Raw genomic sequence first — 23267 nt, 5'->3', positions numbered from 1 at the left:
CGTGCACCGACCCCAACGTGCACCGACCCCAACGTGCACCGACCCCTGCGCCCCCACCGGCGCGCTCCTACCCTCTGCCTGCACTGCCCCGAGGGCGCACCAACGAAGCGAGCACCGCCTCGCAGCGTGCACCGACCCTGCGCCCCCACCGGCGCGCGCTCCCACCTTCTGCCTGCATCGACCCGAGGACGCACGAACGAAGCGAGCACCGCCCCGCAGCGTGCACCTCACCCCCGCGCGCACCAACCCCGCACCCAGCCGACCCGCACTCACGCAGCCCAACCCCGCGCACCCGGCTCACCTACGCACCCGCACCTACGCACCTGCACCTACGCACCCGCACCTGCATGCACTCCCACGAATCCGCATCCATCCGCACCCACACCCATGCAGCCACGAACCCATGCAGCCCGCACTCCACGCACGCGTTCGCGCAGTCCACGCACCCGCACCTCACATAGCCCACACACCCGCACTCCCACGCGTCTGCACCCCCGCGCAGCCGCACCCGCACGTACCCACAAGCATCCGCACCCCCGCACTCCCCACAGCCATGAACCCCATGCCGTCGGCGGCCATGCACCCCGCCCACGAATCCGCACCTACACACCCACAAGCATCCGCACCCCGCAGTCGCACTCCCCGCAGCCATGAACCCCATGCCTCGGCGCCCATGCACCCCAAGTACTGAACCCCGCACCCACACAACCCACGCACTCCAATGGACCCCACGCACATGCAGCCCACTCGGCACCCGCGTGCGCCAATCCCCAATAGCCGTTCCGCGAGTCCGGCCGACCTGCCTTGTCCGTCGTGGTCAGTCAAGCGGACTCCGGCTCGCTGCGGAGCGGCCCATGGCATCGCGCCTTTGGAGGCGTGCTGAGGTGGTCGTGAGGGCGGATCCGTGGATGCGGCGGTGGCTGGAGGGGCGAGGCTCTCAACCGCGCCGCGGTTGAGCGGCGTGGTGGCTCCAACCCCTGGCGGAGGTCCTGGCAGCCGTGCGCGTCACGTAGGTCCGCAACCAGAGCCCACCACTACCAGTCACGATGCCATGAACATACGAGGAGACGCCTTGAACGAGCTCGAGGCACGCGCCGCCTTGATGCGAGCGGCAGACGTGGGCGACCCCATCATGGGCCGACTCCTGGACCACTGCGGCGCCCACGACACGGTCACCGTGATCCAGAAGGGGATCATCCCAGAGCCCTTCGCCACCAATGAGAGCAGGGAAGCACTCCTGCAGCGCCGCCTGCGACGCTGGCTGGCACGCCTGGAGATCGCCGACCCCGCCGCAGACCTGACCGCAGGCGAGCAGGCAGGCGCCAGGCTGATCATCCCAGGCGACCAAGAATGGCCCACCCAGCTCGACCAACTGGGTCACGGCCGCCCGATCGGAATCTGGCTGAGCGGGACGGCAGACCTGCGCTTCTCCTGCCTGAAGTCGGTCGCCGTCGTCGGCGCTCGAGCCGCCACCTCGTACGGCGTGCACGTCGCATCCGAGTTCGGCGTGGGCCTGAGCGAGACCGGTTGGACCGTGGTCTCAGGCGGCGCCTACGGCATCGACGGCGCGGCCCACCGTGGCGCCCTCGCGGCCGACTCACCCACGGTCGTCGTCCTGGCGTGCGGCGTGGACATCAGCTACCCCAGCGGCCACCACAACCTCTTCGCCGCGGTCCGTGACCAGGGTGTCATCGTCAGCGAGTGCCCGCCGGGCGTACCCCCGACCAGGGGCCGCTTCCTCATCCGCAACCGCCTCATCGCCGCCCTCTCCCGCGGCACGGTCGTGGTCGAGGCCGCTCTCCGCAGCGGCGCACTCAACACCGCCAAACACGCCCTCGCCCTGGACCGCCACCTGGCAGCGGTCCCCGGCCCGGTCACCTCCGACATGTCGGTCGGCTGCCACCACCTTCTCCGCGAACGCAAAGCCATCTGCGTCACCTCACCCGAGGAAATGATCGACCTCGTAGGCGCCCTAGGCGACGACCTAGCCCCCAACCGCCGAGGCCCAATCCTCCCCAGAGACTCTCTGAGCGAACCAACCCGCCGAGTCCTCGACGCCATCCCCACCCGAGCCAGCCTCGGCCCCGCCGCAATAGCAGTCGCAGCCGGCGTAGACCTCCCCACCACCCTCAGCGCCCTAGGCTCCCTATCCGCCGCCGGCTTCATAACCCGCACCCCCACCGGCTGGCGCCTCCAAAAACCCTCTCCCTAACCCCTCCTCCCACCCCCACCTAACGCCCACCTCCCTGCCTCACGCCCACCCCACCTCCTGGCTCATGCCCACCCCCTGACTCACACCACTCCCTGCCTCACGTTGGTCAAGAATCCCGGGAGCGTTCCGAAACGGCGGATCTAGCCTCCTGTCCGCCTCGACAGAAATCGCACGGCCTGCGGCAACCTCCCTGGCGGACATTCGCGTCAGCCGGAGGTCGAATAGTCCCTCCGACAGAGACTGCGGGACCTGCGACAACCTCCCGGGCCGATCTCCGGCCGACGGGGAGATCCCGCCGGGGTGGTTGGTGCAGGTCTGCGGCTCCTGTTGTGTGAGCAGGAGGCTAGATCCACTGTTTCTCGAACACACCCGACGCTTTCGCTGTGGTCATTGTCGGGTGGGGCCGTGGGTATTGGGGATTGCGAGCATGATGTGGGAAAGCGTGAGAGGTGCCGCTAGAGCCGGGGCATGGCCTGTGGCGGCCTGGGGGTAGGTGGAGGCGTGGCTGTGGAGGGTGTTCCGAGGACTGGTCCTGCCGCAGGGGGCGATGGCTCAGGGGGTGGGTTGGGGCCGGAGGTGGATGCGGTGTTGGGGGCGTTTGAGCGGCATCTGCGGTTCGAGAGGGATCTGTCAGGCCATACCGTGCGGGCCTATCTGGGAGATGTGCGGGCGTTGCTCGGGTTTCTTGGGGGGCGTATTGAGGGGCTCGAGGTTGGTGGGCTGCGGGGGTGGTTGGCGGAGATGCATGGGGCGGGGGCGTCGAGGGCCACGTTGGCGCGGCGGACCGCATGCGTGCGGACGTTCACCGCTTTCTGTCATCGGAACGGGTGGTTGAGCCAGGATCCGGGGTTGCTGCTCGGTAGCGCGAAGGCGGGTAGGGAGCTGCCGGCCGTACTGGATCAGGAGCAGGCGCGGGAGGTGCTCGACGTGGCTGGGGCGGGTGCCGAGCCGAAAGAGCTGCGGGATCAGGCGGTGCTTGAGCTGCTGTACGCCACGGGGGTTCGGGTCAGCGAGTTGTGTGCGTTGGATGTGGATGACGTCGATCGGGATCGGCGGGTCTTGCGCGTCATGGGCAAGGGGCGGAAGCAGCGGTCTGTGCCGTTCGGGGCTCCGGCGCTCCGGGCGCTTGATCGGTGGTGCGTGCATGGGCGGCCGCTGTTGATGCGTGAGGGGTCGGGGGCTGCGTTGTTCCTCGGGGTGCGGGGTGGGCGGCTGGATCCGGGGACGGTCCGGCGGATGGTCCATGCCCGGCTACGGCAGGTCGAAGGGGCGCCGGACATGGGGCCGCACGGGCTCCGGCATACGGCTGCGACGCATCTCCTTGAGGGTGGGGCGGATCTTCGTAGTGTTCAGGAGTTGCTGGGGCATGCGTCGTTGAGTTCGACGCAGATCTATACGCATGTCTCGATTGAGCGGCTGCGGGCGGCCTATCGGCAGGCTCACCCCCGGGCTTGAGGTTTTGGGGCGTCCTGGGTAGTTCGTCTTCGACGCCGTCTCAGCGTCGAGGCAGCGCCTCCCAGAGCCAGGGCGCTGAGCGCGGCCAGAGATGTCACGGCGTTGGCGGTGGTCAGAGCCGATGCCAACGGCAGGTGTGTGTCCGGTGCCTTGGGCGCAGTGTTGGGGCGAGGCTTTGTGCGAGAGACCTCCACGGGCTCGGCAATGTTGGGCAGCAGTGCTGGTTCGCGTGGGTTGGGCACCTCGATGAATCCATTAGGTCTGAGCTCAGTGACGGGTTCGCTGTGGATGTGCGTGGTTACGGCCATGTCGGAGATGAGCAGGACGGGTTCGCCAAGCGCGGGCGGCGTGGGTTCTCCGGACGTGGGGAGGACGGGTTCGTCAGAGGCGGGTGGGGTGGGTTCGACAAACGTGGCGAGGGTGGGTTTGCCAGGCGTGGGCGGCGTGGGTTTCCCGGACGTGGGGAGGACGGGTTCGTCAGAGGCGGGTGGGGTGGGTTCGACAAACGTGGCGAGGGCGGGTTTGCCAGCCGTGGGCGGCGCGGGTGCCCCAAAAGTGGGGAGTGCGGGTCCGCCGGATGTGGGCGGTATGGCTTCGGTCGGTGTGGGTAGCGCGGTGGGTTCGTCAAAGCGGAGGGGCGGGGCGAGTCCGCCAGAGGTGGGTGGCGGCCCGGCGGTGGGTGGCTGCGTTATGGGTTCGCTGAGAGTGGGTGTGCGGTCGCTCGGGCTGGGCTGGGGAGTAAGGGCGTTCGAGGGTGGGGGGAGCGGTTGTTGGGTGGGCCAGTAGGGGAGTAGGCGGATGTTGGCCTGGGTCAGCAGGAGGAGCGGGTCGAGGTAGCGGGTTGCGCGGAGCAGGCCCCAGTGGAGGCAGGACACGGGGCAGTGGCCGGGGGCGGCTTCGATGACGCCCAGGGGTGTGGCTGCGGTTACGGGTTGGCCTTGCCGTACGGAGGCTTTGACCGGCAGGTAGGTGGTGCGGAGGCCGGTTGGGTGGGTGATGGCTATGACGCCTCGGTTGGCCAGGCGGGCGGCGAAGGTGACCACGCCTGGGCCTGCCGCATAGACCGGAGTGCCGGGGAGTGCTGCCAGGTCTATGCCTCGGTGGCCGCGTAGCCAGGGCACCGGGGGCGGGGTGAAGCGGCGTAGGACAGTTGGGTGGCCGTCGAGGGGCCAGCGCCAAGGGGGGTCCGGGTGGGGTGCGAGTGCGACGCGCGTGGGTGCGCGTATCGGGCTGTGAGCGATGGCGGGTGGCGTCAGCAGGACCGTGAGCGTGATCGCGAGGATGAAGACGGCGCTGGTTTGACGGATGTATCTCGCCGTTGTGCGAGGCCGCGCGCGCCTGGAGTTGCTGTTGACGACCTCGCTGTCCGGGCGACGTATGAGGTCGTGTTGGGAGTCAGCGTCGGCATGGATAGTGCATATGTGCAGGTTGGCGTCCGCCGAGATGGTGTGTGGGTGCGGGTCGGGGTGGGTGCGGAGGGTCCGCGTGCTCGGGTCGGCTGCCTGCATGGTGGGTTTGTGTGGATGGGCGTCTTGTGCGGTGCGTCGTTGCGGGGGGCTCTGAGGGATGGGCATGCGGGGAGTTTGGGGGGTGGGGCGTGGGTGAGGGCTGGGCGAGCGTAATTCTGTTGATAACTCGGGGGCTTGAGGCCAGCCTGTGGATAACTAGGGCGGCGATGGCGTTCGGTGGTGTTGGGAGGGGCCATGATGGTGCTGCGAGGTCCACGGGTGGTGCTGCGCGACGCTACTGATGAAGACGAGCCGCGGCTCAGCGAGATCGCGGGCACGCCCGAGGTGACCAGATGGTGGGGGCCGGTCGACGAGTTCGAGGACATGCTGGCCATCACGGTCGATGGGATGGTGATCGGGGCCATCCAGTTCGATGAGGAAGAAGACCCGATGTATCGCCGTGCGGGGATCGACATCTTTGTTGACCCCAAGTGGCACGGGCAGGGATACGGGCAGGAGGCGATCCGGACGCTGGCGCGCTGGCTCATCGATGAGCGAGGGCATCACCGGATCACCATCGATCCGGCTGCCCACAATGTGGTGGCCATCAAGGCGTACGAAGCGGTGGGGTTCCGGCGGGTCGGCATCATGCGGGCATACGAGCGCGATCCGGCCACCGAGGTGTTTCATGACGGGCTGCTGATGGATCTGCTGGCGGACGAGCTGGCCTGACCGCGGCTGACCGACATGGCGGTTATTGCCTGATCGCCTCGGTGTGGCTGGTGCATGAGTCCGATCTGGTGCGACCGGCTTATGGGCGGCAGCGAGGGCAGTCCGGCAGTGCGGTGGCGTGAGGGTAGCCCGGTGGTGCGGCCGCTGTAAGGGCAGTTCAGTACGGCTGTCTGTGATGTGTCCGCCTCAGTACGGCTAACCCCGCATCTTGGGGAGGCACTGCTGTGATGGTGTCGAGACGGTGGGGGTGGCTCCGACTACCTCGTGACGGCGCCGGAGGGCGGTGCCGGGGCGCGTAGGAGGTTGGCGATGGGCGGCAGGGTCGTGCTGGACGTGTCGGTGTCCCTGGACGGGTTCACGGCCGGACCGAACGTGCGGGACTCAGAGCCGATGGGGGACGGCGGCGAACGTCTGCACACATGGATGGCTGGGAACGGGGCCGACGGGGAGATCGATGTCGGTGTGCGCCGGGAAGTGGACGCGGCCGTTGGAGCCACGGTGATCGGGAGGCACACGTTCGATCTCGGTGTCGGGCCTTGGGGTGGCACGCCGTGGCCTGGGGTGCCCAGCTTCGTGGTCACTCATCGGACCAGGGAGGACCTCCTCGGCGACAACGGCGGGATCTTTGCCTTCGACGGGCTGCAGGCCGCGCTCCAGCGTGCCAAGCAGGCCGCGGGGCACAAGGACGTTCTGGTGCTGGGCGCCGATGTCGCCCGGCAACTGCTCAGGGCAGGTCTGCTCGACGAGATACGCATCCACCTCGTTCCGGTTCTTCTGGGGGCGGGAACACCGCTGTTCGACGGGGAGCAGGCCGAGCTGATCCCAGAGGGAAAGCCCGTCACCGGGACTGTGACGCACCTACGGTTGCGGGTCGCGAAGGCCGCAGATCGCGCTCCAGGGGTCGGGTCATAGCCATTCATCGATTGCCACGATGTGGCGTGCGGCCAGGTAACGGCACGGCTAGTTTGCCGTGCCGCGTGGCCGCACTGCGATGGCGTGTGCTGGGTGGTCGGACTGCGATGCGGGTAGCGGGTGGTCGGGCCGGGGTGGCGTGTGCTGGGTGGTCGGGCCGCGATGCGGGTTACGGGTGGTCGGGCCGGGGTGGCGTGTGCTGAGCGGTTGGATCGCGATGCGGGTGCTGGATGGCTGCTTCACAGTGATGTGTGCCGGGTGGTCGTGTCGCGGTGGCGCTCGCTGGTCGTCGCGTGTCGGTGGTGTTTCATCCGGCTGATGCCGTACTTCACCGCGTGGCCCTGCTGGCAGATCTCGGGGTCGAAGGTGGGTGATCCCTGCTTGAGCTGGTTGTCCGTCTGGTCGATCTTTGATCGGGATGGTGCTGGGTTGGGGCGGGAGCCGTACGTCTTGTTGGACGGCATGCGGTTGGGACGGGGGCGTGGTCGACCACCCGCCAACCCGGATGCGGGCCAGGGCCGGGTGAACTGTGGGTGTGCTGGAGGCGTCGTTGCGAGTCGACCAGCGGTGCACCGACCGTCAACCTGAGCTTTGAAACACCGCTCAGGCGGGTTGAGGGGTGAGGGTTTTGGTGGGGTGGGGGTGGCGTAGGGGGGAGGTCCAGATCCAGATGGTGCTGAGGGCGATGCCTGCGGCGGTGACGAGGATGACGGGGCGGAGGCCGATGAGTTCGGCGAGGAAGCCGCCCGTGAGGCTGCCGAGCGACATGATGCCCTGGATGGCGAAGGTCTGAGTGGCGTTGATGCGGCCGCGGAGCTCGGCGGGCGCGTCGCGCAGGGTGACGGAACCCAGGCAGGTGGCGAAGGCGACCACGATGCCGCCGGTGATCGTGCCGGTGATGGAGAGTACGGCGAGCTTCCACCAGAGCGGGCCGCTGAGCAGGCCCACGGCGACGATGTCGATGGGGAAGAACAGAACGGTGACGAGCAGGATCCGGTTCTCGCCGACCCGCTTGGCCACGCGGGCGGTGATCCACGCGCCGAGCAGTCCGCCGAGGCCGCTGAGCGCGATGAGCATGCCGAGTAGCCCCTTGGGGATGCCGAGCGTCTTGACCACGTAGAGCATGTGCACCGCCATGTACGCCGTGGCGAAGAAGTTGATCGTGACCCCGGCGCCTAGCAGCGCCCGGATGGACCTGTGCGTGACGCTTGCGCGCAGGCCCTCCACAACGTCGTGCCACATGCCACGGGATTGGGCGGGCGTGTGCCGCTCGGGAGTGCGCATCGACCGGAGCATGAACGCCGAGGTCAGAAAGGACAGGCCTTCAACGAGTACGGCAAGCGGCGCGGAAAGGATCTGGACCAGTACCCCGGCCAGCCCGGGACCCGCCACGGAGGCGACCGAGTAGGACGCCTGGAAGCCGGCCGTGGCCTCCGTGCGGAGATCCTCGGGGACGACCGAGGCCAGGTGCTGGAAGTTCGCCGCCCTGAAGATCACCGCCGCCGAACCGATCACCAACGCCACCACGATCAACCACGTCACGGAGAGGATGCCGAGCAGCCAGGCCACAGGGACGCTGACGGCCGCCACACAGGAGACCAGCTCGCAAGCCACCATGAGCGGGCGGTGCCGCCGCAGCCGGTCGGCGAGCGCCCCCGCCTGGAGGCTCAGCAGCAGCGCCGGTAGTGACGCGGCGGCCGTCAGCACGCCCATCTGCCCGGGGGAGGCGGCAAGCAGGGACACCGCGGTGAGCGGGACCGCGAGCTTGGAGACCTCCGACCCGGTGATCGAGATCGTCCTGGCGGACCAGAGGAGCCGGTAGTCGCGCTGCTTGCGGAGCGGCTGAGTCTGAAGGGTTTGCTTCATAACTGTGAAAGTAATCCTTCAGAGTTGTGAAGGCAATACTTCAGATCTGATCCGGGTACCTTTGGCCCATGGAGGAACGGGAGCCGCTCAGCGACCCCAAGGCGATGCGGGCGCTCGCGCACCCGGCGCGGCTGGCGATTCTCAACCAGCTCGGCGCGGCCGGGTCTGCAACGGCGACCGAGGTGGCGGAGAACGCCGGCATCTCGCCCAGTGCGGCCAGCTACCACCTGCGGATGCTGGCCAAGTACGGCTTCGTCGAGGACGCTCCCGGCACGGGCGACGGGCGGGAGCGGGCTTGGCGGTCCGTACGGTCGTCGTTCAGCGTCGGCACGCGGCCCGACGACCAGCCCGAGGTCAGGGCGGCCAAGGACATGCTGATCAGGGAGTTCCGCAAGCAGGCGGGGGAGGCGGCCGAGCGGGCGCTGGCCAACCTCGATCGCGAGCCGGAGGAGTGGCGGGACGCGACCATGTTCAGCACCTCGACGCTGCTGCTCGATGCCTCCGAGGCCAAGCTGCTTGCCAGGGAGATCGATCGGCTGCTCGAGCCGTACGTGGCCAGGAACCGGCGTCGTGGGCGGGTGCCGGAGGGGGCTCGGATCGTCGAGGCCCAGTTCAACATCTTCCCCCGGGCTGCCCGCCCGGTCCCCGGGTTGCCAACCGAGGACCACGACGCTCGCTGACACCGCCGTCCACGTCGAGCGCAAGATCGAGCCTACGTAAGCCTGCGGCGTGAGGTATGTGAGCGGGGTGGGGTACGCGAGTCTGCTGTGCCGGGGTGCGCGGGCTTGCGGTGTGAGGGTGCGGGAGCGTGCGGCGCGGGCCTGCGGTGTGAGGGTGCGCGAGCGTGCGGTGGGGTGAGCGTCTCGCTGGAGCGGGTGACTTGCGATGGGGCGGGGGCGGGAAGTCGCAGTTCGGGGCTTCGGTGGGAGCGAGGGTGAGGCCTTGAAGGTGTCGGGCGGGTGGGTGTCGGCGCGCTGGCTGCTCAGAGCGCGGCGTTGTGAAGTGCGGGCGTGGAATGTGCGGGCGTGGAATGTGTGGGCGATGCGGAGAGTGTGCGATGGCTGGGACGGGTGCGGTCTGGACGGCTGGTGGGAGATAGCGGTGTGGCCCGGACGGCGGCTGGCCGGGCGTGGTCGTGGCAGGTGTGTGGGTGGGGCGATCGGGCGTGGTGTGGAGCTGGTTGGGGCGGAGGAGTGAAGTCGCCGTAGGGGAGCGGTGGGCGGTTGGTGAGTGAAGCGTGGACGGGTGGCGTGAGGTCACGGAGGGAGTGGCCGGGCTGGTGGTGGGACGGTGGGGTGGGTGAGCCGGCTGTGGGGTGGGCGGGAGGTCGGGAGGGGGAGTGGGCTGGTTGGGAGGCGTTCTGCGGTCTGGTTGGGGTGGTGTGGGAGGTAGACTTTCCGATGGCCTGTGTACGCGGGCCGACTTCGCATGCCCCATCGCGAACCGCTCCTTCGGTCCGGGCTCGTGCCCGGTTGGCGCGGTTTCGGGGCATCAGGGCGGCAGCCCCATGGTTGCCGCGGCACAACCGAGAACCGCGCCCTTCCCGCAGGGCGCCAGACCTGGAGGACCATCACATGGCCCCCGTCGTCACCATGCGACAGCTGCTCGAGAGCGGCGTTCACTTCGGCCACCAGACCCGCCGCTGGAACCCGAAGATGAAGCGCTTCATCATGACCGAGCGCAACGGCATCTACATCATCGACCTGCAGAAGTCGCTGTCCTACATCGACCGCGCCTTCGACTTCGTCAAGGAGACCGTCGCCCACGGCGGCACGATCCTGTTCATCGGCACGAAGAAGCAGGCGCAGGAGGCGATCGCCGAGCAGGCGGCTCGCGTCGGCATGCCGTACGTGAACCAGCGCTGGCTGGGTGGCATGCTCACCAACTTCTCCACCGTGCACAAGAGGCTTCAGCGTCTGAAGGAGCTCGAGGAGCTCGACTTCGACAACGTCGCCGGGTCGGGGCTCACCAAGAAGGAGCTCCTCATGCGCCGCCGCGAGAAGGACAAGCTCGAGCGCACGCTCGGCGGTATCCGTGACATGGGCCGCGTGCCCAGCGCGGTGTGGGTCGTCGACACCAAGAAGGAGCACATCGCGATCTCCGAGGCCAAGAAGCTTGGCATCCCGGTCGTCGCGATCCTCGACACCAACTGCGACCCCGACGAGGTCGACTACCCGATCCCGGGCAACGACGACGCCATCCGCGCCGTCGGCCTGCTGACCCGCGTGGTCGCCGACGGTGTGGCCGCCGGTCTGATGGCGCGCTCCGGCGCCGCCCGCGGTGACGAGAAGCCCGCCGCCGCCGAGCCGCTGGCCGAGTGGGAGCGCGAGCTGATCGAGCAGGCCGGTGAGCCGCAGGCCGCTGAGCCGCAGGCTGAGCGCGCGGTCGAGGACGCCGACGTCGCGGCCGAGGCCGTGGCCGAGGACACCGCCGAGGTGGCGGCCGAGGCCGACGCCGCCCAGGCCGAGGTCCAGGCGGACGTCGAGGTCCAGGCGGACGTCGAGGTCCAGGCGGACGCCGAGGGCGAGACGGAGCAGGCCTGAGGCCATCTCCTCGGCGTCAGCACGAGCGGTGACCGCCACCGAGGGTTCGGTGGCGGTCCCCGCCGCTGGTGATGCCCCCGAGGCTCCGGGGAAGAGCCACGTGTACGGCTCGCGCGGCGCGAGCCGTACACGAACGAGCCGCGCGAACGAGCGAGCGAGCCGTACGAACGACACAGGCAGCCGGACGATGGACGAAGGCCGCCTCACGAACGACAGGATGGGCCGGGCGCCCATCCGATCCACGACGAAATCCCACGAGGAAAAAGAGCAATGGCTTCCGTGAACATGGCCGACGTCAAGCGGCTTCGCGAGATCACCGCTGCCGGCATGATGGACTGCAAGAAGGCGCTCGAGGAGTCCGAGGGCGACTTCGACCGCGCCATCGAGCTGCTGCGTCTGAAGGGCGCCAAGGACGTCGGCAAGCGCGAGCAGCGCACCGCGTCCAACGGCCTGGTCGCGCTCAAGCAGGACGGCGACTCCGCCGCCGCGCTGCTCGAGCTCAACTGCGAGACCGACTTCGTGGCCAAGGGCGAGCGCTTCCAGGAGCTGGCCGCCGGCGTCGTCAACCACATCCTGGCCACCAAGCCGGCCGACGTGGACACGCTGCTCGCCTCCGAGTTCGACGGCAAGACCGTCAAGGAGCACCTGGACGAGGCCAACGCCGCGCTGGGCGAGAAGATCGAGATCCGCCGCTTCGCGGTGCTCGAGGGCGGCTACATCGGCGCCTACATGCACAAGACCGACCCGGCGCTGCCGCCAGCCGTCGGCGTGCTGGTCCAGCTCGACAAGCCGAACGCCGAGATCGCGAAGGACATCGCGCAGCACGCCGCCGCGATGGCCCCGCAGTACCTCAAGGCCGAGTCCGTCCCCGCCGACGTCGTCGAGAAGGAGCGCAAGCTCTTCGAGGAGATGACCCGCGAGGAGGGCAAGCCCGAGGCCGCCATCGGCAAGATCGTCGAGGGCCGCGTCAACGGCTGGTACAAGGACTTCACGCTGCTCCAGCAGGCCTTCGTGAAGGACAACAAGAAGAGCGTGGGCAAGTACGCCGAGGAGAACGGTGTCGAGGTCCTCGCCTTCGTTCGATTCAAGGTCGGCCAGGCTTAGGCTTGAGCAAGCTTGGAGCCCAACCAACCGCCTAACGAAGGAGGCCGCCGCCGTGCAGGAGAACCAGGAGCCAGCCACGTCGGCGGCTTCTTCGTATTCGTATAAAAGGGTCATGCTGAAGCTGTCAGGCGAAGCCTTCGCCGGCAGCGAGCCGCTGGGTATCGACCCGGTCGTCGTGGGCCATCTGGCCGACTCGATCGCCGAGGCCGTCCGTGAGGGCGTGCAGGTCGCGGTCGTGGTCGGCGGTGGCAACATGTTCCGCGGCGCCGCCCTGTCCAAGGGCGGCATGGATCGCGGCAGAGCCGACTACATGGGCATGCTCGGCACGGTCATCAACTGCCTGGCGCTGCAGGACTTCCTGGAGAAGCGCGGCATCGAGACGCGGGTCCAGACCGCGATCACCATGCAGCAGGTCGCCGAGCCCTTCCTGCCCCGCAGGGCGATCAGGCATCTGGAGAAGGGGCGCGTGGTCATCTTCGGCGCCGGGCTCGGCACGCCGTACTTCTCCACCGACACCTGCGCCGCGCAGCGCGCGCTCGAGATCGGCGCGGAGGCCCTGCTCAAGGGCACCCAGGTGGACGGCGTCTACGACTCCGATCCGCGCAAGAATCCCGATGCCGTCCGGTTCGACCACCTCGACTACGCGGAGGTCCTGGTGCGCGACCTCGCGGTCATGGACCAGACCGCGATCAGCCTGTGCAGGGAGAACGACCTGCCCATCGTCGTGTTCGACCTGATGGGCGACGGGAACATCCTGCGCGCTGTCCGCGGTGAGAAGATCGGCACGCTGGTGAGTCCGGCAGGGAAGTAAGGGAGCCGCTGTGATCGACGAAACTCTCCTCGAAGCAGAGGAAAAGATGGACAAGGCCGTCTCGGTCGCGAAGGAGGACTTCGCGGGCATCCGGACGGGCAGGGTGACCCCCTCGATGTTCAACAAGATCAACGCCGAGTACTACGGTTCGCCGACCCCGATCCAGCAGCTGGCCTCGTTCCACGTGCCTGAGGCCCGCATGGTCATCATCCAGCCCTACGACAAGGGCTCGATGGCCGCGATCGAGAAGGCGATCCGAGACTCCGACCTGGGCGTCAACCCCGGCAACGACGGCGCGGTGATCCGCGTGTCGTTCCCCGAGCTGTCGGAGGAGCGCCGCAGGGAGTACATCAAGGTCGCCAGGAACAAGGGCGAGCATGCCAGGGTCTCCGTGCGCAACATCCGCCGCACGGCCAAGGAGACTCTGGACAAGATGATCAAGGATGGCGAGGCCGGCGAGGACGAGGTCCGCCGCGCCGAGAAGGAGCTCGACGACATCACCCACAAGCACGTCGCCAAGATCGACGAGCTCCTCAAGCACAAAGAGGCCGAGCTCCTCGAGGTGTGAGCCTGCACTTTCCGTACGGCAAGCCGGGGAGGGCCCAGTCACCGCACTTCGGCTGGGCTCTGTCCAGGGAGACGCTCCTCCGGCGATGCGGGGCTTGGCGCCGTTACGCCGCACTGTGGGCGTGGACCAGCTGGTTCGTGCGGGAAGCGGTGTGACGCCGAGCGGTTGACCGGGTTTGGGAGAACGAGTGGAAGAGCGTACGGCTGGCACCAGCCCGAGCGGCGGCAGCCGTACCGGAAGGAACCTGCCCGCGGCGATCGCGGTCGGGGTGGTCCTGGGTGCGGCGGTCATCGCCTCGCTGTACACGATCAAGGAGCTGTTCCTCCTGGTCGTGGCCGCGGCCGTCGGCGTCGGCGTGGTGGAGATGACCCAGGCGCTGGGCACCAGGGACATCAAGGTGCCGCCGGTGCCGGTGCTCGGCGGCATGGTGGCGATGTTGGCGGGCGCCTACTGGGGCGGGCCGGTGTGGCTGCTCGGCGCTTTCGTCGCGTTCGTGTTCGTGCTGCTGATCTGGCGGATGTTCAGCTCGGGCACCGAAGGGTACGTGCGTGACTCCACGGCGTCGGTGTTCACGCTGATCTACCCGCCGATGCTGGCCGGGTTCGCGGCGCTGCTGCTGCGGCCCGCCGACGGCGACAACCGGGTGCTGATCTTCATCGCGGTGACCGTGGCGAGCGACATCGGCGGTTACATCGCGGGCGTGCTGTTCGGGCGGCACAAGCTGACGGCGATCAGCCCGAAGAAGACCTGGGAGGGTTTGGCCGGGTCGATCATCGCGTGCACTGCGGTCGGGGCCTGGCTGGTGGTCTGGCTCATGCACGGGGCGATCTGGCAGGGCGCGCTGATCGGGGCGCTGGCGGCGCTCCTGGCGACTGTCGGCGACCTCATCGAGTCCATGATCAAGCGGGACCTGGGCATCAAGGACATGGGCACGATCCTCCCCGGCCACGGCGGCCTGATGGACCGCCTCGACTCCCTGGTCACCACCCTCGTGCCGGTCTGGCTCCTGATGACCATCTTCTTCTAACCCAACGCCCGCCGTACGGCCCGCCCATCCTCCCCAGCACGACGATCCTGACGCCCCTGTACGGCGGGGCCCGTCTTCCTCAGTGCGGCGATCTTGACGTCCCCCGTACGGCGGGCCCGCCCTCCTCGGCACGAGGCTGCAGATCTGCGGCGGGTCTCTTTCGGCCGGAGATCGGACAGTCCCTGTTAGGGGGTTGGGGGTGTGTTGAGGGTTTCGGGGGTGATGGGGTGGAGCCAGAGCCAGCGGACAGCCTCGCCACCGAAGACGAAGCCGGACATGTCGGGCATGTCTGGGGGGTCGGCGGTCATCAGGACGCCTGAGTATTGCGGGCCCAGGGGGAAGGTCGACGGTTCGTGGTACCAGCGGGCCGTGTGGCCGTGGCCGAGCCAGGTGACCGAGTGCCAGGGGTACTGGCCCAGCCACACGAGCAGGAGCGCGGCGTCGCGGGGGTCTTCGCGGGTGGCCACGGCCAGCTCGATTCTGGCGTAGGCGCCGGGCTGGTCGATCCACTGCTCGACGGTGGGCATGCGCTGGCAGCTCATGCCCACGGTCGACAGGACCGTGTACTCCCTGTCCGCGTACGGCGGGCGCTCGGTGATCCCGACGGTGGGGAGGCGCTCGCCGCCCGCGTCCCAGTAGCGGCCCGCGGGGCCGAGCGCGCGGTCCAGGTGTCCCATGACGAACTCCTGGAACGACGGCCACGATCCCTCGCTGTGCCGCCAGCGCCAGTACGAGCGGGCGTTGGCGATCCGGGGCTCCAGGCCTTCGAGCGCCTCCGAGAGCGCCCAGGCGAAAGGCGACTCGCCCACCGCGTCGCGGGCGTAGCCGGGCATGCCGCGGCTCATGTCCGCCCATCCGGGGATCACCGCGAGCAGGCTGCTGTCCTCGTAGAGCGCGACGCCGTCGCCCTCCTCGAACCAGAGCGCGGTCAGCTGCCCGAGCGGGCGGCGGCCCTCGGGGTGGAGCGTGTTGGGGCGGGGCATCAGCGGTGGCAGGCCCGCGTTGATCCGTGCCAGGTCCACGACCGAGGGGGCGGGGCAGTGGTTGGCCAGCCAGACCGCGCCGTGCACCTGGCCGTCGGATGAGCACAGGTAAGCGACCGAGGAGTCCTCGTCCCGCTCGACCACCAGGGTCCGGCTGCCGTACGGGTTGCCGGCAGTGAGGACGACCTCGGCCTGCCCCTCGCCAGACGCCGACCGAAACATCGCCATACGAGTACGACTTTAGATCGCGAAATATCTCCCATGCGAGGCATCTCGCCACCAGGAGTTCCCCCACATCCCTTACCCCCCACCCGACCTGCACCGCAGGGGCGGGATGTAGTGACTCGCGCGTGGCGGTGGACGCGTTTCCTGGGGTCGCGTCGTGGGTTCGGGGGTGCGGGGCGGCCATGTGTGCCGCGAGCGTGGGCTGTGGTGCGTCGCGCATAGAGGTGGACGCGTTTCCTCGGTCGCGTCGTAGGTCGGTGGCGGGGGTGCGGGTGGTCGAGCGTGGGCCGTGCTGAGTCGCGGATGGAGGTGGATGCGCTCTCTGGGATTACCTCGCCGAGCCGGGGAGCGGTGCGGATCGATCGTGTGTGGCGCAGGCCGGGGACGTGCGGGCGCGTGGAGGTTGACGCGTTTCCTGGGGTCGCGTCGTGGGTCGGGGTGCGGGGCGGTCATGTGTGTCGCAAGCGCGGGATGCGGTGCGTCGCGCATAGAGGCGGACGCGCTTGCTGGGATTGCCCCGCGAGCAGGAGGCGGGCGCGGATCGGTCGTGGGTGCCGCAGGGGCGAGGAAGTAGTGGGCGTGCGGTCTGGGGGCGATTTGTGGGTGCGGGGTTTGGTGGGGGTCGGGGTGGGCTTCGCGGTGGTGGGTGGTTGGCTGGCCGTACGGGTGGAGGGGTGGAGGAATGCGCGGGGGGTGGGGAACGTTCACTACGCTGGTCGGAAACAGTCGAGAAAAGGCAAGCCACGTGTCCCAGCCTCCAGGCCAGCTCACCTTCGTCGCGCCCCGCCGGGCCAAGCCCGCGCGGCACCTGGCGGACCTGAACATGGCCGCCCGCAGGGCCGCGGTGGCCGAGCTGGGTGAGAAGCCGTTCCGTGCCGACCAGCTGTCCCGCCACTACTTCTCCCACCTGACCAGCGACCTCGAGGCGATGACGGACCTGCCGGCCGCCGCCAGGGAGAGGCTGGGCGCGCTGCTGCCGACGCTGCTGACGCCTGTCAGGGAGATGACGACCGACGCCGGCACCACCCGCAAGACCCTGTGGCGGCTGTTCGACGGCGCGCTGGTCGAGTCGGTGCTGATGCGCTACCCCGACCGGGTCACGATGTGCGTGTCGTCCCAGGCCGGATGCGGCATGAACTGCCCCTTCTGCGCCACCGGCCAGGCGGGCCTGACCCGCAACATGTCGACCGCCGAGATCGTCGAGCAGGTGGTCGCCGGTGCCCGCGCGCTCGCGCAGGGCCAGATCCCCGGCGGTCCCGGCCGGGTGAGCAACGTCGTGTTCATGGGCATGGGCGAGCCGCTGGCCAACTACAAGCAGGTCGTGGAGGCCGTCCGCCGCATGGTGGAGCCCGCTCCGGACGGCCTGGGCATCTCCGCCCGCGGCGTCACCGTCTCGACGGTCGGGCTGGTGCCCGCGATCGGCAAGCTCGCCGACGAGGGCATGCCCGTCACGCTCGCTCTGTCGCTGCACGCGCCCGACGACGAGCTGCGCGACACGCTCGTGCCGATCAACACCCGCTGGAAGGTCGCCGAGGTCCTGGACGCCGCCTGGGCGTACGCGGCCAAGACCAAGCGCCGGGTCTCCATCGAGTACGCCCTGATCAAGGACATCAACGACCAGGAGTGGCGGGCCGACCTGCTCGGCAAGCTCGTGCGCAACAAGCTGGTGCACGTCAACCTGATCCCGCTCAACCCGACGCCCGGCTCGAAGTGGACGGCCTCCCGGCCTGAGGACGAGCGCGCCTTCGTCCGCCGCCTGGAGTTCCACGGCGTCCCCGTGACGGTCCGCGACACCCGCGGCCGTGAGATCGACGGCGCCTGCGGCCAGCTCGCCGCCGCCGAATAGCTCTCGCTGCTGTTGTACGGCAGGCCACCGCAACCGCCCCGCGCCGACGTCCCCTGAGGCCCGGCACGGGTCGCCACGGATGAGTGCCCCGCGCTTCTCGCCGCTACGACACCTCGTCAGCCAGGCACCACGGACCCCGGCTGCCCGTGCCACGTAGAGGCGGCCCGCCGTACGAGGGTCAGGCGCCGCGGGTGTGGCGCAAAGTGCAGTAGACGGCCAGGCCCAGCGCGCACCACCCCAGGGAGATCCCGGCGAGCAGCGGCAGGTCGGCGGGGAGGTGGCCGAGGCCGGCGGACTTCATCCAGCGGGTGATCGGGACCGTCAGCCAGTAGGCGGGGCTGGAGCTGACCACCAGCATGACGAGGAACCCGATCAGCAGCGCCATGATCGAGACCGCGGGAGAGCGCAGGATCGCCCGGCTGGTGAGGGCGCCGAGCGTGACCCCGGCCAGCACCGCGAGCGCATGCAGGACGATCGCGGCCGTCAGGACGGCGGAGGAGGGCGAGACCGCGACTCCGAGCAGCACACCCCAGCCCAGGGCGAGCGCGGCGAAAACGGTCGAGACGCAGGCGGCGGCGAGCAGACCGGCGAGAATCTCCTTGCCGGGCCCGCCGACGCCGGTGGCCGAGATGGCGCGCTGCTGGTCGGGCTCGGTGTCCAGGAGCCCGCGCGACGACCAGGCCAGGAACGGGATGACGAGCACGGCCGAGTCGGTCAGCGCCGCGGCTTCGGAGCCGGCGGGAGCCCGGCTGGCGTAGACGATGGCCAGCATCACCAGGATCGGCAGCAGGGCCTGGTAGACGCGGTGCGAGCGGACGTAGGCCGCCACGCGGAAGACGGTGAGCGCGATCACCGTCCCACCTCCCTGGCCTGGTAGCCCTCGGCACGCATCCGCGCCAGGAACCCGGCGACCTCGACGGACGGCACGTCCACCTCGATCGTGGACCGGGTCGCGAGCGAGGACTCCTTGACGTGGCCGCTCACGACCGTGAGGTGCCGCACGGAGGACAGGTCGCGCAGCCCGCCCTGGTGGTCGCTGGCGATGACGATGGTGCCGTCGGCGGAGAGTTCGGTGATGAGCCCGGGAAGGTTCGACCGGGTGTCGGCGTCGAGCCCGGCGAACGGCTCGTCGAGCACCAGCAGCCCGGGGGAGGCCATCAGCGCCTGGGTCAGGCCGACCTTGTGCGCGCTGCCCTTGGACAGTTCGCCCAGCCGGAGCCCGAGCAGTTCGGTCATGCCCAGCCGTTCCGCCCACGGCTCCCAGCGGGCGCCGCCGCGCACGCGGGACATGTGCCGCAGATAGCCCGACACGGTGAAGGGCTGCTCGGCGGGGAACCTGTCGGGCGCGAACCCCACCACGGCGGGACGGCCGGTGATCGTGCCGGTCGTCGGCCTGGTCAGCCCGCCTAGCAGGCGCAGCAGGGTGGATTTGCCCGCCCCGTTGCCCCCGGTCACCTCGATCACGTCGCCCGGCTCGAGCGCGAGGTCCACGTCGCTGAGCACGGAGGGGGAACGCCTTCGATACCGGAAGGAGACCTTCGAAAGACGCATAGGGCTGCAACCGTATCGGGCGACTCGCATTGTCAGGATAAAGAGCCCCACAATAGGGATACCCTCGGCACACGTTGAGATTGGAGCGCAGGCTTGAACCGCTTTCCGCGCGTCATGGGTATGCGCTCCGGTTACGACCCGGCCGAGGTCGACGCTCTGGTCGCGCGCATCGAGGCGACCCTGGGCCGGGGCAAGCGCGACGTCGAGCCGGTCACCGCCGACGAGGTGCGCAGGGCCACCTTCCGCGGCAGGCGCGGCGGCTACCACGAGACCGCAGTCGACTTCGCGCTCGAGGCGTTCGTGGTGGCGCTGGAGACGATGGCCAAGAGCCCGTTACGGCTGGCCATGGCCGAGCCCACCGGGGACCTGCTGCGCGAGGAGTGGTTCGAGACGCAGGCGGCCCGCGTGGAGCGGGTGGCGTTCAGGCCCGGCCGGATGGGCACCGGCTACAACGAGGACGAGATCGACGCGTTCCTGGACCGGATCGTGGCCACGCTGCGCGGCACCACCGCCTACCCGGTGACGGCCAAGGAAGTCCGCGCGGCCAAGTTCTCCACCGTGCTGCTGCGCCCCGGCTACCTGATCGCCGACGTGGACGCCTTCCTGGCCGGGATCGCCGACGTGCTGGAGCAGCGCGAGGGCGGTTAGGCCCGCTCGACGGCCGCCAGGAGGCCCTTCAGGTCGGGCAGCACCTGCTGCAGGATCGACGGGTCCGCGGGCCGCTCGTCCTGACGGTTGATCCACACCCGGGCGATCCCCAGCCGGTGCGCGGGCACCATGTCGTGCACGTAGCCCTGCGCCACGTGCACCCACTGCTCCGGCTGGAACGCGGCGTCGAAGCGGTCGAAGTGGTTGTCGGCCGGCTTGTAGGCGCCGGCGTCCTCGGAGGTCACCACAGCCTCGAACGGTACGGGCAGCCGCCGCCGCGTCTCGCCGATCAGGTCCAGGTCGCAGTTGGTGAGCAGCCCCAGGTTCCATCCGGCCTCCCGCAGCGTCGTCAGCTCGGTGGCGACGTCGGGGAAGACCGGCCAGAACGGCAGCGTGACGCCCAGGATCCCGGCGTCGTCGCGCGAGAGCGGCACGCCCTCGTCGGCGCACGCCCGGCGCAGCGTCTCGGCCAGCACGTCCCGGTAGCGCATCGTGGGAGATTCTGCCTGCACCTGTTGCTCATGCCGGATGTAGGCGGCGACCAGCCGTGGTCCCTGCCCGGGCGCCAGCAGGTCGGCGCTGGTGGAGATGCCGTGCCGCCAGTCGACGAGAGTGCCGAAGCAGTCAAAGGTAACCCATCGCATACTTGCCATGATTAATCAGGACCGGCCACCGCTTCCAGTTCCTCCAGCGACCAGCTCAGCCGCCCCCGCCTGATGTCGTCGATGACCGCGCGCAGCCACTGCGCCTCGGTCCTGGCCATCGCGCGCAGGTACTCGCTCTCCAGCACGGCGACCCTCGGCACGTTCTCCGCCTCGGCCAGGCCCGACTCCAGCTCGGCCAGCGACCGGCTGATCGCCTGCTCACGCCGCTCCAGCACCCCGATCGTCTCCTCGGGAGTGAGCAGCATCATGTTCGACAGCGCCGCGGGGAACTGCGGGAACTCCTGCTTGGGTACGGCCAGCATCTCCGTCAGCCACTCGTACACCCGCTCGCGCCCCGCCTCGGTGATCTCGTAGACCGTCCGCTCTGGGTAGAGCTGGTCGCGCCCGGTCTCGCGGACCGTGACGAGCCCGTCGGCCTGCATCCGGTCGATCACCCGGTAGAGCGAGGCCCGCTGGCCCACGTTGACGACCATGTCCTTTCCCCACTGCTTGATGCGCCGCTGGATGCCGTACGGGTGCTGGGGCTCGTAGTTGAGCATCGCCAGGACCGTGAGGGCCAAGGGTGAACTGTTCATGCAGCTGATACTAGCCCCAGAGCTACTAGTTGACGAGAGACTAGTTTCAGTGCAACTATCGAGCCATGAACACGACTGAGCGCATCCACACCGACCACACCGTCATCAAGCGTCTGGGCAACTGGACCACCGCGGGCTCCTTCGAGATCCGCTCCCGTCACGGCCAGACCGTGATCGACCTGCGTTCCCCCGCCCTGCCCTCCGACCTCGACCTGCGGCTCGAGCTCGACCACTCGATGGTCAAGCTGCTCGTCCCCGAGGACGCCACGATCGACCAGTGGGACCTGCGCTGGACCGGCCGGGGCAAGGTCAAGGACTGGCAGGCCCCGGCCCAGGGCGAGCGCCGCATCCGGCTGAGCGGCACGGCGGCCGGGAGCGAGATCCGCGTGCACCGCGGCGGCGTCGCGATCGTCTCCGCGATGCTCACCAGGGAGTACCTGGACGACGCCCGCCAGGCGCGCAGGAACGGCACCTACCCCACCGTCGACGACCCCACCCGCTAGAGAGGAAGCCCCGATGGAGACCACTCCCGTACTGATCGTCGGCGGCGGCTACGCCGGTCTGGCCTCGGCGCTGTTCCTCTCGCACCACGGAGTGCCCTGCGTCATGGTCGACCGCCACTACGGCATCTCGATCCTGGGCCGGGCCCGCGGCATCAACCAGCGCACGCTGGAGATCTACCGCCCGCTCGGCCTGGAGCAGGCGGTCAAGGAGGCCGGCCGGCCGTTCGAGGACGAGTCGGGCGTGGCCCGCTGCGTCACGCTCGACGGCGAGTGGCAGTGGCTCTGGGGCGGCGACGACGAGTCGTCCAGGGCCCTGCCCGAGCTGACGGCGGGCGTGTTCGGCCTGGCCGACCAGAGCACGGTCGAGCCGATCCTGGCCGAGACCGCCCGCAAGGCGGGCGCCGACCTGCGCTTCAACACCCAGTGCCTGTCGGTCGAACCGGACGCCGACGGCGTGACCGTGGTGACCGAGGACCGCGCCACCGGCGAGCGGCGCACGATCAGGGCCGGCTACGTGATCGCGGCCGACGGCTTCCGTGGCAGGATCAGGGAGCAGCTCGGCATCGACCGTCCCGGCCTGGGCGTCCTGCGGAACTTCGTGTCGTTCACCTTCCGCGCCGACCTGTCCGGCATCATCGAGAAGAAGGCGCTGTTCTGGATCATCGGCGGCCCTGGCGCCACGGCCAACGGGGCGTTCGCCTCGCACGCGCTGCCTGACCACTGGGGCGTCGGGGTCACCTACGACCCGGCCGAGGAGTCGCCCGACGACTACACCGACGAGCGCCTCGCGGACATCGCCAGGCAGATGATCGGGCGCGACCTGCCCGTCGAGATCGTGGGCAAGGCCGCGTGGGTGGAGGCCGTGGGCGTGGCCGAGCGCTACCGCGACGGGCGCGTGTTCCTGGTCGGCGACGCCGCGCACGTGTGGCCGGCGGCGCAGGCGATGGGCGCCAACTCGGGCGTGCAGGACGCGCACAACCTGGCGTGGAAGCTGGCCGCCGTGATCAACGGCGGCGCCTCCGACCGGCTGCTCGACACCTATGAGGCCGAGCGCCGCCCGGTCGCGCTCGAGCTGGCCGACCTGACCGTGCGCAGCCAGCAGGCCCGCTTCGGCCCGAACCCTGAGGACGACCCGGTTGACCCGATCATGTGCATCCTGGGCCAGCGCTACCGTTCCACGGCCATGGTGGGTGCCGATCATGAGGGAGTGTTCGGCGAGACCGTCCAGCAGGACGCCCGCCCCGGCACCCGGGCGCCGCACGTCTGGCTCGACCACGACGGCGCCAGGATCGGCGTCCACGACCTGTTCCACGACGCCTTCGTGCTGCTGTCGGCCTCACCGGCCTGGGTCGAGGCGGCCCGGGCGGCCGGGGTGCGGGGCTACCAGGTGGGGCAGGACGTGCTGGACGTCGAGGGCGCCTGGCCCGGCCGCTACCGGCTGGACGGGGACGGCGCGGTGCTGGTCCGCCCTGACGGGTACGTGGCCTGGCGCGCCGAGGGCGCGAGCCCCGATCCCCGCGGCGACCTGGCCGCCGCGCTCGGCACCGTCCTGGGCTGAAGACAGAAACCCCCGCACACGGCAGGCGGGGGTTT

Annotated in this window: 22 protein-coding genes and 1 pseudogene; 15 read left to right on the top strand and 8 right to left on the bottom strand. The window is 69.5% G+C overall.

The features are described 5' to 3' along the window. Positions 1-1072 precede the first annotated feature (1072 nt). From dprA to KIK09_RS47620, 3 genes and pseudogenes are all read left to right on the top strand, one after another. A complete protein-coding gene (gene dprA, locus KIK09_RS47625; protein ID WP_250574943.1) occupies positions 1073-2212 on the top strand; it encodes a DNA-processing protein DprA in 1140 nt (379 codons plus the stop codon). Positions 2213-2680: 468 nt separating this feature from the next. Then, positions 2681-3022: pseudogene (locus tag KIK09_RS60385) on the top strand (site-specific integrase); the annotation flags it as partial. A gap of 39 nt (positions 3023-3061) precedes the next feature. Next, the gene (locus KIK09_RS47620; RefSeq protein WP_308164743.1) at positions 3062-3667 is read left to right on the top strand and encodes a tyrosine-type recombinase/integrase; all 606 of its coding nucleotides are present in this window, start codon (positions 3062-3064) and stop codon (positions 3665-3667) included. Here KIK09_RS47620 and KIK09_RS60840 read toward each other — a convergent pair. Beyond that, a complete protein-coding gene (locus KIK09_RS60840) occupies positions 3652-5175 on the bottom strand; it encodes a M23 family metallopeptidase (RefSeq protein ID WP_372455790.1) in 1524 nt (507 codons plus the stop codon). The two genes, KIK09_RS47620 and KIK09_RS60840, sit on opposite strands and share 16 nt — an antisense overlap. Positions 5176-5373: 198 nt before the next feature. Between KIK09_RS60840 and KIK09_RS47610 the strand changes: the two genes are divergently transcribed. Together KIK09_RS47610 and KIK09_RS47605 are read left to right on the top strand one after the other, a co-directional pair. Further along, positions 5374-5847, top strand: a complete 474-nt coding sequence (locus KIK09_RS47610) for a GNAT family N-acetyltransferase (protein ID WP_372455791.1) — start codon at positions 5374-5376, stop codon at positions 5845-5847. Between the two features lie 309 nt (positions 5848-6156). Next, positions 6157-6759 (top strand): dihydrofolate reductase family protein, encoded by a 603-nt coding sequence (locus KIK09_RS47605; protein WP_214326186.1) that lies wholly within the window; start codon positions 6157-6159, stop codon positions 6757-6759. A gap of 239 nt (positions 6760-6998) precedes the next feature. Here KIK09_RS47605 and KIK09_RS47600 read toward each other — a convergent pair whose 3' ends face one another. Beyond that, entirely contained in the window at positions 6999-7223 is a 225-nt protein-coding gene (locus KIK09_RS47600) for a hypothetical protein (RefSeq protein ID WP_214326185.1), read from the bottom strand. A gap of 139 nt (positions 7224-7362) precedes the next feature. After that, complete coding sequence (locus tag KIK09_RS47595) at positions 7363-8625, bottom strand: MFS transporter (protein WP_214326184.1); 1263 nt, start codon at positions 8623-8625, stop codon at positions 7363-7365. Positions 8626-8693: 68 nt separating this feature from the next. Here KIK09_RS47595 and KIK09_RS47590 point away from each other — a divergent pair, with 68 nt between their 5' ends. The 6 genes from KIK09_RS47590 to KIK09_RS47565 all read left to right on the top strand — a co-directional run bounded on the left by KIK09_RS47590 (position 8694) and on the right by KIK09_RS47565 (position 14678). Further along, complete coding sequence (locus KIK09_RS47590; RefSeq protein WP_214326183.1) at positions 8694-9305, top strand: helix-turn-helix domain-containing protein; 612 nt, start codon at positions 8694-8696, stop codon at positions 9303-9305. A gap of 894 nt (positions 9306-10199) precedes the next feature. Beyond that, positions 10200-11168: a 30S ribosomal protein S2 gene (rpsB, locus tag KIK09_RS47585; protein WP_214326182.1), complete on the top strand. Its 969-nt coding sequence runs from the start codon at positions 10200-10202 to the stop codon at positions 11166-11168. A 270-nt stretch (positions 11169-11438) separates the two neighbouring features. Beyond that, positions 11439-12272 (top strand): translation elongation factor Ts, encoded by an 834-nt coding sequence (gene tsf, locus KIK09_RS47580; RefSeq protein ID WP_214326181.1) that lies wholly within the window; start codon positions 11439-11441, stop codon positions 12270-12272. Positions 12273-12384: 112 nt separating this feature from the next. Further along, entirely contained in the window at positions 12385-13083 is a 699-nt protein-coding gene (gene pyrH, locus KIK09_RS47575) for a UMP kinase (protein ID WP_214326180.1), read from the top strand. A 10-nt stretch (positions 13084-13093) separates the two neighbouring features. Then, positions 13094-13651, top strand: coding sequence for a ribosome recycling factor (gene frr, locus KIK09_RS47570; RefSeq protein WP_214326179.1), 558 nt, complete (start codon positions 13094-13096; stop codon positions 13649-13651). 187 nt (positions 13652-13838) lie between these two features. Then, positions 13839-14678, top strand: coding sequence for a phosphatidate cytidylyltransferase (locus KIK09_RS47565; protein WP_214326178.1), 840 nt, complete (start codon positions 13839-13841; stop codon positions 14676-14678). A gap of 185 nt (positions 14679-14863) precedes the next feature. On the opposite strand, the gene KIK09_RS47560 is transcribed toward KIK09_RS47565, so the two are convergent. Then, a complete protein-coding gene (locus KIK09_RS47560) occupies positions 14864-15889 on the bottom strand; it encodes a suppressor of fused domain protein (RefSeq protein WP_250574942.1) in 1026 nt (341 codons plus the stop codon). 742 nt (positions 15890-16631) lie between these two features. Between KIK09_RS47560 and rlmN the strand changes: the two genes are divergently transcribed. Beyond that, positions 16632-17732, top strand: a complete 1101-nt coding sequence (rlmN, locus tag KIK09_RS47555; protein ID WP_214326177.1) for a dual-specificity RNA methyltransferase RlmN — start codon at positions 16632-16634, stop codon at positions 17730-17732. 178 nt (positions 17733-17910) lie between these two features. Here rlmN and KIK09_RS47550 read toward each other — a convergent pair whose 3' ends face one another. Both KIK09_RS47550 and KIK09_RS47545 read right to left on the bottom strand, forming a co-directional pair. Then, complete coding sequence (locus KIK09_RS47550; RefSeq protein WP_214326176.1) at positions 17911-18585, bottom strand: hypothetical protein; 675 nt, start codon at positions 18583-18585, stop codon at positions 17911-17913. After that, positions 18582-19283, bottom strand: a complete 702-nt coding sequence (locus KIK09_RS47545) for an ATP-binding cassette domain-containing protein (protein WP_214326175.1) — start codon at positions 19281-19283, stop codon at positions 18582-18584. The genes KIK09_RS47550 and KIK09_RS47545 overlap by 4 nt, the downstream gene beginning before the upstream one ends. 93 nt (positions 19284-19376) lie before the next feature. Here KIK09_RS47545 and KIK09_RS47540 point away from each other — a divergent pair, with 93 nt between their 5' ends. Then, positions 19377-19931, top strand: coding sequence for a DivIVA domain-containing protein (locus tag KIK09_RS47540; protein ID WP_214326174.1), 555 nt, complete (start codon positions 19377-19379; stop codon positions 19929-19931). Here the strand turns inward: KIK09_RS47540 and KIK09_RS47535 are convergent. Both KIK09_RS47535 and KIK09_RS47530 read right to left on the bottom strand, forming a co-directional pair. Beyond that, positions 19928-20575, bottom strand: a complete 648-nt coding sequence (locus KIK09_RS47535) for an HAD family hydrolase (RefSeq protein WP_214326173.1) — start codon at positions 20573-20575, stop codon at positions 19928-19930. The genes KIK09_RS47540 and KIK09_RS47535 overlap by 4 nt on opposite strands. Before the next feature lie 11 nt (positions 20576-20586). Further along, positions 20587-21171, bottom strand: coding sequence for a PadR family transcriptional regulator (locus KIK09_RS47530; protein ID WP_214326172.1), 585 nt, complete (start codon positions 21169-21171; stop codon positions 20587-20589). A 65-nt stretch (positions 21172-21236) separates the two neighbouring features. On the opposite strand from KIK09_RS47530, the gene KIK09_RS47525 reads away from it, so the two are divergent. Both KIK09_RS47525 and KIK09_RS47520 read left to right on the top strand, forming a co-directional pair. Beyond that, the gene (locus KIK09_RS47525; protein WP_214326171.1) at positions 21237-21674 is read left to right on the top strand and encodes a hypothetical protein; all 438 of its coding nucleotides are present in this window, start codon (positions 21237-21239) and stop codon (positions 21672-21674) included. A gap of 13 nt (positions 21675-21687) precedes the next feature. After that, positions 21688-23232, top strand: coding sequence for an FAD-dependent monooxygenase (locus KIK09_RS47520; protein WP_214326170.1), 1545 nt, complete (start codon positions 21688-21690; stop codon positions 23230-23232). Positions 23233-23267 lie beyond the last annotated feature (35 nt).

The organism is Nonomuraea sediminis, assembly GCF_018531495.1.
Lineage (GTDB): Bacteria > Actinomycetota > Actinomycetes > Streptosporangiales > Streptosporangiaceae > Nonomuraea > Nonomuraea sediminis.
The sequence above is the reverse complement of the archived record's forward strand: the minus strand, read 5'-3'. Positions and strand labels throughout refer to the sequence as shown.